The organism is Roseovarius sp. Pro17 (assembly GCF_035599575.1).
Classification (GTDB): domain Bacteria; phylum Pseudomonadota; class Alphaproteobacteria; order Rhodobacterales; family Rhodobacteraceae; genus Roseovarius.
Window position 1 is genome coordinate 2,903,258 of sequence record NZ_CP141179.1, and the last position, 12,758, is coordinate 2,916,015.

The 12,758-nt window shown below is 61.4% G+C and carries 13 protein-coding genes; 1 reads left to right on the forward strand and 12 read right to left on the reverse strand.

Annotated features, from left to right (window positions below):
- Nucleotides 1–51: 51 nt before the first annotated feature.
- From U3654_RS14150 to U3654_RS14180, 7 genes are read right to left on the reverse strand one after another with little or no spacing between them, the layout of a single operon-like run.
- Nucleotides 52–1,569: an ABC transporter substrate-binding protein gene (locus U3654_RS14150; RefSeq protein WP_324752191.1), complete on the reverse strand. Its 1,518-nt coding sequence runs from the start codon at nt 1,567–1,569 to the stop codon at nt 52–54.
- Entirely contained in the window at nt 1,556–2,614 is a 1,059-nt protein-coding gene (locus U3654_RS14155) for an ABC transporter ATP-binding protein (protein WP_324752192.1), read from the reverse strand. The genes U3654_RS14150 and U3654_RS14155 overlap by 14 nt, the downstream gene beginning before the upstream one ends.
- Nucleotides 2,611–3,615 (reverse strand): ABC transporter ATP-binding protein, encoded by a 1,005-nt coding sequence (locus U3654_RS14160; protein ID WP_324752193.1) that lies wholly within the window; start codon nt 3,613–3,615, stop codon nt 2,611–2,613. The genes U3654_RS14155 and U3654_RS14160 overlap by 4 nt, the downstream gene beginning before the upstream one ends.
- Nucleotides 3,612–4,469: an ABC transporter permease gene (locus U3654_RS14165; protein ID WP_324752194.1), complete on the reverse strand. Its 858-nt coding sequence runs from the start codon at nt 4,467–4,469 to the stop codon at nt 3,612–3,614. The genes U3654_RS14160 and U3654_RS14165 overlap by 4 nt, the downstream gene beginning before the upstream one ends.
- Complete coding sequence (locus tag U3654_RS14170; RefSeq protein ID WP_324752195.1) at nt 4,466–5,404, reverse strand: ABC transporter permease; 939 nt, start codon at nt 5,402–5,404, stop codon at nt 4,466–4,468. The genes U3654_RS14165 and U3654_RS14170 overlap by 4 nt, the downstream gene beginning before the upstream one ends.
- On the reverse strand, nt 5,401–6,345 hold the full coding sequence (locus U3654_RS14175) for a proline iminopeptidase-family hydrolase (RefSeq protein WP_324752196.1): 945 nt from the start codon (nt 6,343–6,345) through the stop codon (nt 5,401–5,403). The genes U3654_RS14170 and U3654_RS14175 overlap by 4 nt, the downstream gene beginning before the upstream one ends.
- On the reverse strand, nt 6,342–7,232 hold the full coding sequence (locus U3654_RS14180; RefSeq protein WP_324752197.1) for a proline iminopeptidase-family hydrolase: 891 nt from the start codon (nt 7,230–7,232) through the stop codon (nt 6,342–6,344). Before U3654_RS14180 ends, U3654_RS14175 begins: the two co-directional genes overlap by 4 nt.
- A gap of 98 nt (nt 7,233–7,330) precedes the next feature.
- Between U3654_RS14180 and U3654_RS14185 the strand changes: the two genes are divergently transcribed.
- A complete protein-coding gene (locus U3654_RS14185) occupies nt 7,331–8,134 on the forward strand; it encodes a LuxR family transcriptional regulator (protein ID WP_324752198.1) in 804 nt (267 codons plus the stop codon).
- 23 nt (nt 8,135–8,157) lie between these two features.
- Here the strand turns inward: U3654_RS14185 and U3654_RS14190 are convergent, their stop codons facing one another.
- Genes U3654_RS14190 through U3654_RS14210 form a run of 5 tightly spaced genes read right to left on the reverse strand, consistent with a single transcriptional unit; the run spans nt 8,158 to nt 12,758 of the window.
- Entirely contained in the window at nt 8,158–9,174 is a 1,017-nt protein-coding gene (locus U3654_RS14190; protein WP_324752199.1) for a phosphotransferase enzyme family protein, read from the reverse strand.
- Between the two features lie 53 nt (nt 9,175–9,227).
- Entirely contained in the window at nt 9,228–9,998 is a 771-nt protein-coding gene (gene fabG / locus U3654_RS14195) for a 3-oxoacyl-ACP reductase FabG (protein ID WP_324752200.1), read from the reverse strand.
- Nucleotides 9,999–10,019: 21 nt separating this feature from the next.
- Nucleotides 10,020–10,820 (reverse strand): ABC transporter permease, encoded by an 801-nt coding sequence (locus tag U3654_RS14200; RefSeq protein ID WP_324752201.1) that lies wholly within the window; start codon nt 10,818–10,820, stop codon nt 10,020–10,022.
- A 1-nt stretch (nt 10,821) separates the two neighbouring features.
- On the reverse strand, nt 10,822–11,673 hold the full coding sequence (locus U3654_RS14205; RefSeq protein WP_324752202.1) for an ABC transporter permease: 852 nt from the start codon (nt 11,671–11,673) through the stop codon (nt 10,822–10,824).
- Nucleotides 11,670–12,758: an ABC transporter ATP-binding protein gene (locus U3654_RS14210; protein ID WP_324752203.1), complete on the reverse strand. Its 1,089-nt coding sequence runs from the start codon at nt 12,756–12,758 to the stop codon at nt 11,670–11,672. The genes U3654_RS14205 and U3654_RS14210 overlap by 4 nt, the downstream gene beginning before the upstream one ends.

Genomic DNA, 12,758 nt, shown 5'->3' on the forward strand with positions numbered 1-12,758 from the left:
CGGCAAAGCGCCGGCGGTATCTCTCCGCCGGCGCTGTCATTTATATCTGCCTCAGTTCTTGACCGTGTCCTCTAGGAAAAAGCGCCCAAGCGGGTTCTGAAAGAAGCCCTCGATGTTGGACTGCGTGACGTTGCGATAGGGGCTGTAATAGAGGTCGATCCAGTTCACGTCCTCTTTTGCCATCTTTTGCAGATCGACATAGATCTGTTCGCGCTTGGCAGGATCCATCTCGACGCGCCCTGCCGCCACCAGATCGGCAACTTCGGGATTGTTGTAGCGCGTCATGTAGTTCTGGTTGGAATCGTGCCCCAGAACAAAGGTCGTCTTTTGGTCCGGGTCAATCACGTCCTTGGTCCAGTACATGACCGAGATGTCATATTCGCCCGCGACCAGCATGTCCCATGTCTGGCTGGGGTCCATCTTGCGCAGGTCCACTGTGATGCCCGCCTGCCCCAACTGCTGCTGAAGAAGGACGGCGATCTGTTCGTCGACCTGATCGCCGGCTCTGACCACATAGTCCAAAGTAAGATCACTGGCACCCGCATCTGCCAGCATCTGCTTGGCTTTCTCAGGGTCGTAGGGGCGCTGCAGGTTGTCGGCGTAATGATAAAGCGATCCCTTGGGGATGTAGGAATACGCGACCTCGCCGATGCCAAATGTCACAGCATCCACGATGGCCTGCTTGTCGATGGCCATGTCCAGCGCCTGACGCACCTCTTTCTGGGCCAGCGCGCCATGTTCGTGATTGATCAGCAGATGATCCTCGCGCGTGGACGGATCGAGAAGCACCTTCAGGTTCGGATCCTCCTTGAGATCAGCAATCCGCGCGAAGGGCACGAAGATGGCCGCGTCGATTTCGCCCGCCTGCATCTTGAGGATACGGGTATTGTCGTCGGGGATCGAAATCCACTCAACGCCGTCCAGACTGACGCGGTCTGCCTCCCAGAAATGCGGGTTCTTGGTCAGGATCACACGGTCGCCGCGCAGCCAGTCTTCGACTGAAAACGCACCCGACGCGATGGGGCTTTCGGCATAGGCCTCGGCGCCCATCTCTTCCATCCCGGCCTGCGAGATGATGGACGCGCCCGGCATGGCGAGCGACGCGAGGAACGGGGCAGAGGGGCCCGACAGCTTGACCACCAGCGTGTTTGCGTCCGGGGTCTCCATGCTCTCGATGATCTGATAGCTATCACTCCAGAGCGAGCCTTCGTCGTCGCGGATGCGGGTCAGCGAATATTTGGCATCCTCGGACGTAATGTCCGTACCGTCCGAGAATTTGGCCGCGCGCATCGTAAAGGTGTATTCGGTGCCGTCCTCGGAAACTGTCCAGCTTTCGGCCAGGCCCGGCTCCAGCTTGGTGCCGGATTTGTCGACGCGTACCAGCACGTCATAGACGTTCGAGAACACCCAGAAGTCGATGTTCTGGGCGGTCGCGATGGGATCAAAGGTCGTGCCATCCTCGCGTCGCCCGATGGTCAGCACGCCTGCGGCCTCGGCCACGCTGGTGCCTGTCATCAACGCGGCCACGGCTGCGGCGGCGAGATAGCGGGTGAATTTACCTTTCAGCATTTTTCAGTCCTCTCTGTTTAGGTTTGATATCAATCGTCTCCGGCAGGTTTTCCCCTGCTCTGTTCAATGCACCGCCCGGTGCCAGAATGCAGGCGGCGCGGTGCGCGCCATTGCCCACCAAGGGCGGCACGGCGGCGTGGCATTCAGGCTGCGCCAGCGGACAGCGCGGATGAAACGCGCAACCCTTGGGCAGGTCGACCGGGCTGGGCGGCTCGCCCGTCAGCGGCTGCTGGGGCAGGCGGCGGTCGGGGTCGATCTCGGGGATCGCCTCGATCAGCGAGCGGGTATAGGGGTGGCGGGGGTTGGCAAAGACCTCTTCGGTCGGCCCCTCCTCGACGATGCGGCCCAGATACATCACGGCGATCCGGTCGCACAGGCGACGCACCATCGCGAGGTCATGCGCGATAAAGATCATGCCCAGATCCATCCGCTGGCTCAGATCCATCAGCAGGTTAATGATCTGCCCTTGGATGGAAACGTCCAGTGCGGCGACACACTCATCCGCCACGATCAGGCGCGGCTCAATCGCCAGAGCGCGCGCGATTCCAACGCGCTGGCACTGTCCGCCACTCAGGTCGCCCGAACGGCGCGCCATCAGTGAGCGGTCCAGCCCGACAAGGTCCATCAGCTCGCCAATGCGGGCCTCAACGCCATCGTCGCCCGCTTTGCCATGCACGCGCAGCACCTCGCCGATGGTCTGGCGCACGGTCAGACGTGGATTCAGCGCGCCGTAGGGATCCTGAAATATCATCGCCGTCTCGCGCCGCAGCCGCGCCAGATCCGCGCCGCGCGCGCGGGCCATTTCCTGCCCGTCCAGCAGCACCTGCCCCCCTGTCAACTCGCCAAGGCGCAGGATGGCGCGGCCAAACGTGCTTTTGCCGCTGCCGCTCTCGCCGACGAGGCCGACGGTTTCGCCCGCCGCGACGTTCATGGAAACGTCGCTGACCGCGCGCAGGCTGCGCTTGGGGCCAAGGCCAAAGCGCGTGCGCCCCATCGGGAATTCGACGCAAAGGTCGCGCACATCCAGAAGGGTCTGTCCGCTCATGACGCTACCTCCGCTTTGGTGCCGACCGGATGATGGCAGGCCCGCGCATGGCCCGGTTCGGCCTCGACCAGCGGAGGCTGCTCAGCTTTGCACAGCGCATCTGCGGCCTCGCAACGCGGATGAAACCGGCAACCGGCCGGCATTCGACCTGCCGTGGGCGGCTGGCCGGATATGGTGTGGACCGGGCCGTTGCCGCCCTCGCTGGCGGGCTGACAGGCTACCAGACCGGCGGTGTAATGGTGGCGCGGTTTGCGGATCACCTCATGTTTCGGCCCATATTCGCACAGCCGCCCGGCATACATCACCGCGACCGTATCGCAGAGCTGATAGACCACCCCCAGATCATGCGTGATAAAGATGATCGACAGCCCCCGCTCATCGCGAAGTTGCTGCAATAGCCGCAGGATTTGCGCCTGCACAGTCACGTCCAGCGCTGTCGTCGGCTCATCCGCGATGAGGATTTCGGGGTCGCAGGCCAACGCGGCAGCGATCATCGCGCGCTGGCGCATCCCGCCCGAGAATTCGTGCGCATAGGCGTTGGCGCGGCTTTCGGGATCGGGGATGCCGACCTGTCGCAGGATATCCAGCATCCGCGTCCACGCCTCGCTGCGACTGACGCGGTGATGATGGCGCACGCTTTCGGCGATCTGGCGACCGATGGACATGACCGGATCGAGGTGGCTCGCCGGGTTCTGAAAGATCATGCCGATGGAGCGCCCGCGCACCTTTGGCAGATCGCGGGCTGGCAGGGCCAGAATGTCGCGCCCGTCCGAGAGCCGCACTGTGCCGCCCGTCACCTTTAGCCGACTGCTGGGCAGCAGGCGGATCAGCGCGCGGCAGGTCACGCTTTTGCCCGAGCCGCTTTCGCCGACGATGCCGAGGATCTCGCCGGGGGCCAGATCAAACGACACGTCGTCGATGACGGAATAGGACGTGCGGGCATCCTCGTAACCGACACTCAGGCCACGCACGCTGAGAACGGGTGTTTGCGGATCGCTCATTCGCGCACCCCCAACGCTTCGCCAAGGCCATCGGCCATCAGGCTAAATCCCATGGCCAGCGTCACGATGGCGACGCCGGGGAATGTGGTGATCCACCATGCGGTGGAAATGAACCCCTGCCCTTCGGCAATCATCACGCCCCATTCCGCGACAGGCGGCTGCACGCCAAGGCCCAGATAGCTTATTGCAGCACCGTTCAGCAGCACCAGCACCGCGTCCGACATCGAAAACACGACCGATCCAAGGATCGCGTTCGGCATAATATGGCGGAACATCACGCGCGTGTTGCTGTAGCCAAGGCTGACTGCGGCCATGGCGAAATCCGAGTTTTTCAAGACGAGGAATTGCGCCCGGATCAGGCGCGCGTAAGACACCCAGCCGACCAGCGCCATGGCAATGTAGAAACTGCCCAGACCGGGGCCGATGATGGTGATGATCGCCAGCATCAGCACAAGGAACGGGAACGCCAGCACCACGTCGATCAGGCGCATAAAGACGGTATCGACCCAGCCGCCGAAATAGCCCGACACGCTGCCGACAATCGTGCCGAGGATAAAGGGAAAGATCACACCAAAGAGGGCGATCTGCAAATCAATCCGGCTGCCCCAGATAACGCGCGACAGCATGTCGCGCCCGAAATTGTCGGTGCCAAGCGGGTGCGCCCATGTCGGCGCTTGCAGCCGCACGGCGGCGTCCTGATAGATCGGATCGTAGGGCGCCAGCAGAGGTGCGAACAGCGCGATCAGCAGCCACAGGATCAGGATGCCCGCACCCAACACCAGCGGCGTCACGCGATTGGCAAAGCCCCAGCGGATGTGCCACCAAGCACGTGGGCGGGTTTGGACACTGCTCACAGCTTGACCCTGGGATCAATGGTGACGGTCAGGATGTCGGCGAGGAAGTTGACCAGCACCGTCGCGCAGGCAAACACCATCGCGACGCCCTGCACCACCATGTAATCGCGTGTGAAAATGCCCCGCACCAATAGCTGCCCCATGCCCGGAATGGCAAAAACGGTTTCGATCACGACCGACCCGCTGATGAGCCAGCCGATATTGACGGCCAGCAGGTTCACCGTCGGCACCAGCGAATTGGGCACAACATGGCGCCAGAACACGACGTTTTCAGGCAGCCCGCGCGCGCGGGCGGCTGTAGCCTGATCCGATTGCAGTTCAGACAGGATCGACGCGCGCAGATTGCGCGTGAGGACCGCCGCCAGCGCCAGCCCTGCCGTGAGGCAAGGCAGCGTCATGTGATGCACCTTGGCCCAGAACGTGCGCCCATAGCCCGTCACCGGGAACCAACCCAGTTGCACGCTAAACAAAAGGATCAGCATGATCGCCAGCCAGAACGCCGGAAACCCGAGGCCCGCGGTCGAGATGATGCGTATGAGATGATCCGGCCAACTGCCCCGCCGCCGCGCGGCGATGGCGGCCATGGGCGTGGCGATGAGCAGCGCCAAAATTACACTGCCGATGACCAATACCAGCGTCGGTTCGATCCGTGTCACGATCAGTTTCAGGACGTCGACCTTATAGAGGATCGACTTACCCAGCTCGCCCTTGAAGAGGTTTTTGACGAAGTAGAAATATTGTATCCAAAGCGGCTCGTTCAGGCCGAATTGTTCGCGCACGCGGGCCAGCGCGGATTCGGTCGTGCGCGGTCCCAACAGAACGCGCGCCGGATCGCCGGGGATCGAACGGACGAGCACGAAGGTAATGATGCTAATGCCCACCAAGACTGGAAGCAGCTGAATTGGCCGGTAAAGGACAAAGCGATAGCGGCTCATCCCGCCACCCCATCGACACGGTCCAGAAACGCGGTGAGCGCGGCGCGATAAGCTTCGGGCTCTTCGTAAAAGGGCGAGTGCGAGGAGTTGGCGAAAACCTCGATTTGCGAGTCGGGCAGCGCGTGGTGCATCCGCATCCCGCAGGCGGGCGCCAGTGCGTCATGCATCCCCTGAATGACAAGGCAGGGCCAATGAAAGTCGCGCAGCGCGGCCAGCCGGTTCCATTCCTTGAGATTTCCGGTGTAGTGATACTCGTTCGGACCCTGCATGGCCTCAAAGATCGGATAATTAAAGCCGTCTTTGGACCTTTGCACCGGTTTTGGACGCGCATCCATGCGCCGGATATGGCGGTGATCCAGCAGCGTAATCGCCGCCTCATAAGCCGGATGATCGAGCCAGCCCAGCGCCTCGTATCGCTGCATCATTTTCACAGTTTCAGATCCCAGCGCGTTACGGTGTCGTTCGATCTGTAGCAGCAGGTGGGGCATGTCGGCGCAGGTATTGGCAAGGATCATGCTGCGCAGACGCGCCGGGTGGCGCAGGGCATATTCGATGCCGCACCAGCCGCCCCATGAATGCCCAAGGAAATGAACCGAGGTGAGGTTCAGCGCGTCCAGCACCGCCTCGACCTCGTCCGCGTAGCGGGTGATCTCCCACAGCGCCTTGTCGGTAGGCGCGTCCGACGCGCCGGTGCCCAGCTGATCGTAGGTGACAACGCGAAAGCCCTGATCCGCCAGTGGTACATGCGGGTCGCGCAGGTAATCGCTGGGCAGGCCCGGGCCGCCATTGAGGCAGAACAAAACCCGCTCGCCGGTGCCATAGCTGTAGGCGGTCACGCGGCCATGAGGGGTTGCAACCTCAGTCACCTCATCGGCAGTGCGGTCGTCCCAGACGCGGAACCCGTTTGCCAGCAATCCGGTTTCGACCATGCCCTCGGTCATGCGTTCGACGTCCGCTCGAGGAATTTCAGCAAGGCGGGGTAGTAGGAATCCGGCTCTTCGAAAAATGGCATGTGGCTGCTATTGGGGAAAACATGCAGTTCGGCGTCAGGCAGCGCCTCGCGCATCAGGCGCGCACAGGATGGCGGAAGTTCGTCATGCTGGCCTGACGTGATAAGGCACGGCACTTTGATCCTGTGCATGTCCGGGATGCGATTCCAGTTCGCCATATTGCCAGTATAGAGGAACTCGTTCGGCCCCTGCATGGTCTCATACGGTCCCATGTTCCAATCATCGAGCGAGCGGTTGACCGGCGCGGGCCATTCGTCCAGCCGGCAAACATGGCGGTAGTTTAAGATCGTGACCGCCGCCTGATATTCTGGGTGGTCCAGCGTCCCCATCGCCTCATGTCGTTGCATCATGGCGACCGTTTCGGACCCCAGCGCGTCGCGCAGGCGGTTCAGTTCGCTGACAAGATGCGGAATGTTGGCGGCGGTATTTTCCAGGATCAGCGTTTTCAGGCTATCGGGATAGGTCAGCGCGTATTCGATCCCCAGCCAGCCACCCCAGGATTGACCCAGAAAATGCACGCGGCCCAGGTCCAGCGCCTTGCGCACTGTCTCGGTCTCTTCGACATAGCGCTGGATCGTCCAGAGTGCGGGGTCGGTGGGCCTATCGGATGATCCGGTGCCCAACTGGTCCCACGCCACGACGCGATAGCCCTTTTCGGCAAGGCAGGAATGCGAATCGCGCAGGTAATCGCACGGCAGGCCCGGCCCGCCATTGGCGCAGAGCACGACATTGTCGCCGCTGCCAAAGCTGTAGGTTTTGACGGTGTATCCGTCTACAGTGACGTCCTGCACGTCATCCGGCTTAATCTCAGACCACATCGCATATTCCCCCCGATTGCCCGTTCGATGCTAGCGCCGCGGTTGAGTGGACGTCTACCTATCAAATTTGATAGTCTTTGAAGCAGGTGCGGAGTAAAATGACTGCATCCCCAAGAGAGCGGCGGGCCAGCAACATGCACGGAGCCATCGACCATCTAAAGCGCGGTATCGGCAAGGCGTCCGCGGTGCCCGAGATCGTGGATGCCGCGCATGATGTCGTGCGCGGGACCGGGTTTGATGCGCTGATCTACGATTTCAGCCCGGTCGCGACCACACCCGAGGGCGAATTGCTGACCCCCAGCCACCTCAGCCATCGCGACGTGCCGTCCGACATGCGCGATGTCTGGTGCGCGCAGCGGTATCATCAGCACGATCCGGTGCAGCAGATCGCGCTGACGCGCAGCGCACCTTTCGCTTGGTCCTACCGGCAAAAGGGGCAAAACACCGCGCTCGCCCGACACATGAAAGGCGAGCATGAGGCGGTCTCGGCATATCTGCATGATGCAGGACTCACCTGCGGGATCACCGTGCCGCTGCACCGCATCACGGGCGGTTTTGCGACCTTTACCGTCATCCAAAGAAACGCGTCGTCCTCGTTCCTGAACGATACGCGCAACCTGCTCCAGCGGGTCGGGTTGATTGGTCAGATGACGCATGAGGCCGCCTTGCAGCACTTTGCCTCAGATGAACTGCACGGTGCGACTGCCATCCTGACCAACCGCGAGAGTGAGTGTCTGAATCTCTCGGCCCAGGGGTATTCGGCCAAGGAAATCGCTACGCGGATAAGGCGGTCCGTCCCGACAGCCACGTTGCACCTGAAATCGGCAACGAAAAAGCTGGGCGCGCGCAACCGCTCCCATGCTGTCGCCTTGGCCCTGCACTATCGGCTGATCAGTCTCTGACGCCGGGGCCGTCGCCGCAGCGTCTAGCCGTCACGCCCTGCCGTCCTGCGTAGCCAGTCCGCCCCCAGCCGGGCGGTGACGCGGGCGAAATCTGGTGCCATTTCCTGCGGTTCGGGGGCCTCGATATGGCTGCCGATCCACGCCAGAAGCGCCATGCGGCGCAGCATCACAAAGGTGTCGATCTCGTCCTTTTCAGCGTCGCTGAGGGGATGCACCTTTTCATAGCCACGCACCCAGGCCTCCTTGAGCGCGGGCACGCGTGGATCATCCTCCATAAAGCTGATGCCAGTCGCGAAATCGTAGAGGAACCAACCAAAGCCGCAATCGTCGAAGTCGATCAGGCGGGTGCGGGTCTTGCCGGCCAGTAGATTGGCCAGCCGCATGTCAGCATGGATCAGGCCATAGCGATCATTGCCCGCGCCGAAGGCTTCCAACCGTGCCCGCACGCGGGATTCAACGCGCTCCAGCACGTCGGCCACCTCGGGCGTTACATGCGGCGCATCGCGCCAATCGCCCCAATTGGTGCGCTTACCGAACACCGTCTCGACATTCCAGACGAGCCGCTCGAAACCCTCGGGGCGCTGCCACGCCTTGGAATGTTCATGCGTGCGCGCGGCGATCTCGCCTAGTTCCTCGAACGCGCTTTGCAGATCGCCCGCCTCGTCGGGCTGCGTGCCTTCGACGAACTCAAAAAGAACCATGTAGCGAGGGTTTTCCAGAGGGTCGATGCGGCCCTTTTGGATCACCTCGCCATCCTTGCCGGTGTAGCTGTCCGGTGTGACGACGGCGCGCGCGTCCTTGAGCGCGGCGATCCATGCCAGCTCGCACTCGATAGCGCGGCGGGTGTGATACTGCTCGCGGTGGATACGCAGGATCGCCTTGTAACCGCCGTCCGCCTCGACCAGATAGGTGGCGTTTTCCGACACGTTGATCAACGTGGCGCGCGCATTGGCTGGCATATCCCACAGGGTCAACGATTGCTGCGCCAACCGGTCCAGATGCGTCAGAAGTTCGGCCAGCGGCATGTCTGTTTGCGCCATGGTCAGTCCCCTTGTCGTGATCGGCGCCGCGACACGCGCGGCACCTGAATGCGCTACATCTCTTCGATGGCTTCCATCGACTCGGGCAGAACCTGCCCGCCATCCACGATGATCTGCTGGCCGGTGATGTACCCCGCCTCGTCCGAGGCAAAGAACAGCGCGGCGTTGCCGATATCCTCGACTGCGCCAAGGCGTTTCAACGGGATAGAGGCGGCCATGGTGTCAAGATAATCCTGCCCCAGCCCTTGCAGCCCTTCGGTATAAATGTTGCCGGGCATCACGGCGTTGATCGTGGTGTTGTAGCGCGACAGCTCCATCGCGGCGGTTTTCAGAAAGCCGAGCTGACCGGCCTTGGACGCACCGTAATGCGACCAGCCGGGAAAGCCGGTGACAGCGCCTGTGATGGACGAGGTCAGGATGACGCGGCCCTTGCCCGCCTTCTCGAAGTAGGGGATCGACGCCTTGACCGCCAAAAAGGACGAGCGCAGGTTGCAGGCCATGACGCTGTCCCATTCCTCGATTTCCATATCGACGATCTTGGTCTGCGGGAAATAGCCCGCATTGGCGCACATGATATCGAGGCCACCTTGCGCCTTGGCCGTGCTGTCGACGGCCTTTTTCATCGCGTCCCAGTCGCCCACATCGGCGATCTCGTAACGGACGTGATCGCCCATTTCGCTGGCCGCTTTTTTCAACGCGGCCTCGTCGCGGGCGATCAGCGTAACCTTGGCACCCTGCGCCGCAAACACCTGCGCGATGCCGCGCCCGATGCCTTTGGATCCGCCGGTAACGATGACGCTTTTACCTTTGATGGATGTCAGCATTTTTCGAACCTCCCAGTTGGTTTAATTTTGAGGGCGCAGCGCCCGGTAAAGCCAGAATCCCGTGATCGCGACCAGCACCAGCAGGAAGGACGCTATGACCGACAAGATACCCAAAGTCGGCACCAGCGGCGAATACCCCGACACCATTTTCGCATAGAGCCATTCAGGCAGCGTCGAATCCGCGCCCGTAGTGAATAGCGACAACGGGAAATTCCCCCAGCTGAGCAGGAACGCGAATAGCCCCGCCGCGACCAGACCCGGCATCAGCAGCGGCAGTGTGATCTCACGCAGAACGACGGTGGTAGTTGCACCCATATCGCGCGCGGCCTCCTCAAGGGCGGGGTCGAAACTGTAGGCGCGGATGGCGACGATCAGCGTCGCGATTGGGGCGATCCAGACCAGATGCGCGACAATCGCGGTCTTCCACGAGGGGATGATGCCCAATGAGTTGAACCACATCAGCAGCGCTAGTCCCAGCACCGTCTGCGGGAAAAAGATCGGCAGCAGCACCAATTTCTGGAATAGCGAGCGGTAGCGCCATTGATAACGCGCAAACGCCAGCGCGCCAAAGAAGGCGATGATCACCGACAGGATCGTGACTATCACTGCGATTTTTAGCGACGTTATCGCCAACATGTGCACCTCGCGGCTGGCCAGCGCGTCGGTGAACCAGCCAGTCGAATAGCGCCGGATCGGAAAGCTCAGATAGCGCGCCTTGGATATTGAGGCGAAAGTGACCGAAACCAGCGGCAGGTAAAGGAACGCGATGATCGCGATGCCGTAGACATAAAGGGCGATGCGTGTGGTGCGGGACGGCCCCATGTCAGCCCCTCCCCATGATCTTGTCTAGGTCAATCTTGGCAATGCCGAATATCGCCAGCGTGCCGATCAGCAGGATCAGCACCATCGACAGCGCAGCGCCCAGCGACCAGTTCTGCCCATAGGTGAATGCCGTCTGGATATCGTCGGCAATCACGATCACCGCGCGCCCACCCAGTATCTTGGCCTCGGCCATCGCTCCTGCGGCCAGCACGAAGGTCAAAAGGTAGCCCACCATGATCCCCGGGGCGGCCAGCGGCAGGTCGATCTGAGTCAGCACCTGCCAACGCGTCGCGCCCAGATCGCGCGCCGCCTGACGCGCGTCCTCGGGCACCATCGAAATGCCTTGGGCCAGCGGGAACAGCATGAAGGGCAGATAGACATAGACGATGCCAAAGACGATGATGCCCACGTTATAGAGCGGGCTTTCAAAGCTAAGGCCCGTCCAGTGGCGCAGATACCCCTCGAACAGCCCGCCCTTCATCAGCGTCAGAACCCATCCGAAAAGGCGGATATTTTCGGACACGAACAGGCTCATCACCACGGCAATCGTGATGACCAGCGTAAAGCGTTTGAACACTTTGGCCATGCCGTAGGCCAGCGGCCAGCAGATCACGAACAAGATCGTCGTGGCGACGAACGCCATCCCCAGCGTCCACAGTAAGGATCTGTAATAGCCTTGGGTTGCGAACGTCTTGTAAGCGGCAAAATTGGGGACATTGAAAATGCTGAAAACCTTTTCAGGCATGATCGAAAACAGCGCGACCAGCCCCAGTGGCGCGATAAAAGCGATAGTCAGCACAGCCAGCATCGGCAGCGACGCCAGCGCACCCAGCTTGCTGTCCAGCCGCTTCATGCCGACTGCCCCTCGATCACGTGTGCGCTTGCGGCATCGAACCCAAGGCGCACATCATCGCCCTCGTTGCCATCATAGCGATCCTCGCGCAGCTTTTCGACGGTCAGGATCTGGCCTGCGCTGGTCTTGACCTCGTAGTGAATGCGCGATCCCAGTGCGTAGATGCCATGCACCTTACCCTCAACGGTGAAATCGGCGCTGTCGCCTTTGGTCAGGAATTGCACATATTCGGGCCGGATCATCAGGGTCGCACCCTTTGCAGCGGCGATGCGGTCGGCCATGTCCTTGGTCGCTGTATTCTCAGCAACATTCAGCCCCTCGCCGTCGATCCTGCCGCCCGAGGCAGCGACCTCAAAGAGGTTCACCTCGCCCATGAATTCGGCGACAAAGCGCGAGACGGGCTGGGAATAGATCGCGTCGGCGTCAGAAATCTGTTCGAACCGACCCTCTTTCATGATGGCGATGCGGTCCGACATCACCATCGCCTCTTCCAGCGAGTGGGTGATGTAGACAAACGTCTTGCCGGTGCGTGCGTGCAGATCCTTCAGCTCTTTCTCAAGGCTCTTGCGCAGGCGGTAATCCAGCGCTGATAACGGCTCGTCAAAGAACAGGATTTCAGGGTCGAAGGCCAGCGCGCGGGCCAGTGCGACACGCTGCTTTTCACCTCCGGAACACTCGGTCACACGCTTGTCGTAATAGCTGGCCGGCAGGTGCAACAGCTTCAGCAGTTCAATGGCGCGTTCCTTGCGCTTGGCCGGGTCAACCTTGCGTAGTTTCAGCGGGAATTCGATGTTCTGGCCCACCGACATATGCGGAAACAGCGCCAACGATTGAAACACCATACAGGTCGGGCGCAGGTTGGCCGGGGTCTGGTCAATTCGCTTGTCGCGCAGCCAGATTTCGCCCTCGCTCAGTTCGTCCATGCCCACCAGCAGGCGGATGATCGTGGATTTGCCACTGCCCGAAGGGCCAACGATGGTAAAAAACTCGCCCTCCTTGATCTCGAGGTCGATGCCATGCAGGGCCGTGAACCGTCCGAATACCTTGCGGACATTCTCCAGGCGCAAAATGGTGTTGGCAGGCAT

Excerpts from the sequence above, each read along its gene's own strand:
- U3654_RS14150 (WP_324752191.1), bottom strand. The coding sequence starts at position 1,569 with ATGCTGAAAGGTAAATTCACCCGCTATCTCGCCGCCGCAGCCGTGGCC.
- U3654_RS14210 (WP_324752203.1), bottom strand. The coding sequence starts at position 12,758 with ATGCCTGCCAACACCATTTTGCGCCTGGAGAATGTCCGCAAGGTATTC.
- U3654_RS14175 (WP_324752196.1), bottom strand. The coding sequence starts at position 6,345 with ATGACCGAGGGCATGGTCGAAACCGGATTGCTGGCAAACGGGTTCCGC.
- fabG (WP_324752200.1), bottom strand. The coding sequence starts at position 9,998 with ATGCTGACATCCATCAAAGGTAAAAGCGTCATCGTTACCGGCGGATCC.
- U3654_RS14205 (WP_324752202.1), bottom strand. The coding sequence starts at position 11,673 with ATGAAGCGGCTGGACAGCAAGCTGGGTGCGCTGGCGTCGCTGCCGATG.
- U3654_RS14185 (WP_324752198.1), top strand. The coding sequence starts at position 7,331 with ATGACTGCATCCCCAAGAGAGCGGCGGGCCAGCAACATGCACGGAGCC.
- U3654_RS14200 (WP_324752201.1), bottom strand. The coding sequence starts at position 10,820 with ATGGGGCCGTCCCGCACCACACGCATCGCCCTTTATGTCTACGGCATC.
- U3654_RS14190 (WP_324752199.1), bottom strand. The coding sequence starts at position 9,174 with ATGGCGCAAACAGACATGCCGCTGGCCGAACTTCTGACGCATCTGGAC.
- U3654_RS14170 (WP_324752195.1), bottom strand. The coding sequence starts at position 5,404 with ATGAGCCGCTATCGCTTTGTCCTTTACCGGCCAATTCAGCTGCTTCCA.
- U3654_RS14160 (WP_324752193.1), bottom strand. The coding sequence starts at position 3,615 with ATGAGCGATCCGCAAACACCCGTTCTCAGCGTGCGTGGCCTGAGTGTC.
- U3654_RS14155 (WP_324752192.1), bottom strand. The coding sequence starts at position 2,614 with ATGAGCGGACAGACCCTTCTGGATGTGCGCGACCTTTGCGTCGAATTC.
- U3654_RS14180 (WP_324752197.1), bottom strand. The coding sequence starts at position 7,232 with ATGTGGTCTGAGATTAAGCCGGATGACGTGCAGGACGTCACTGTAGAC.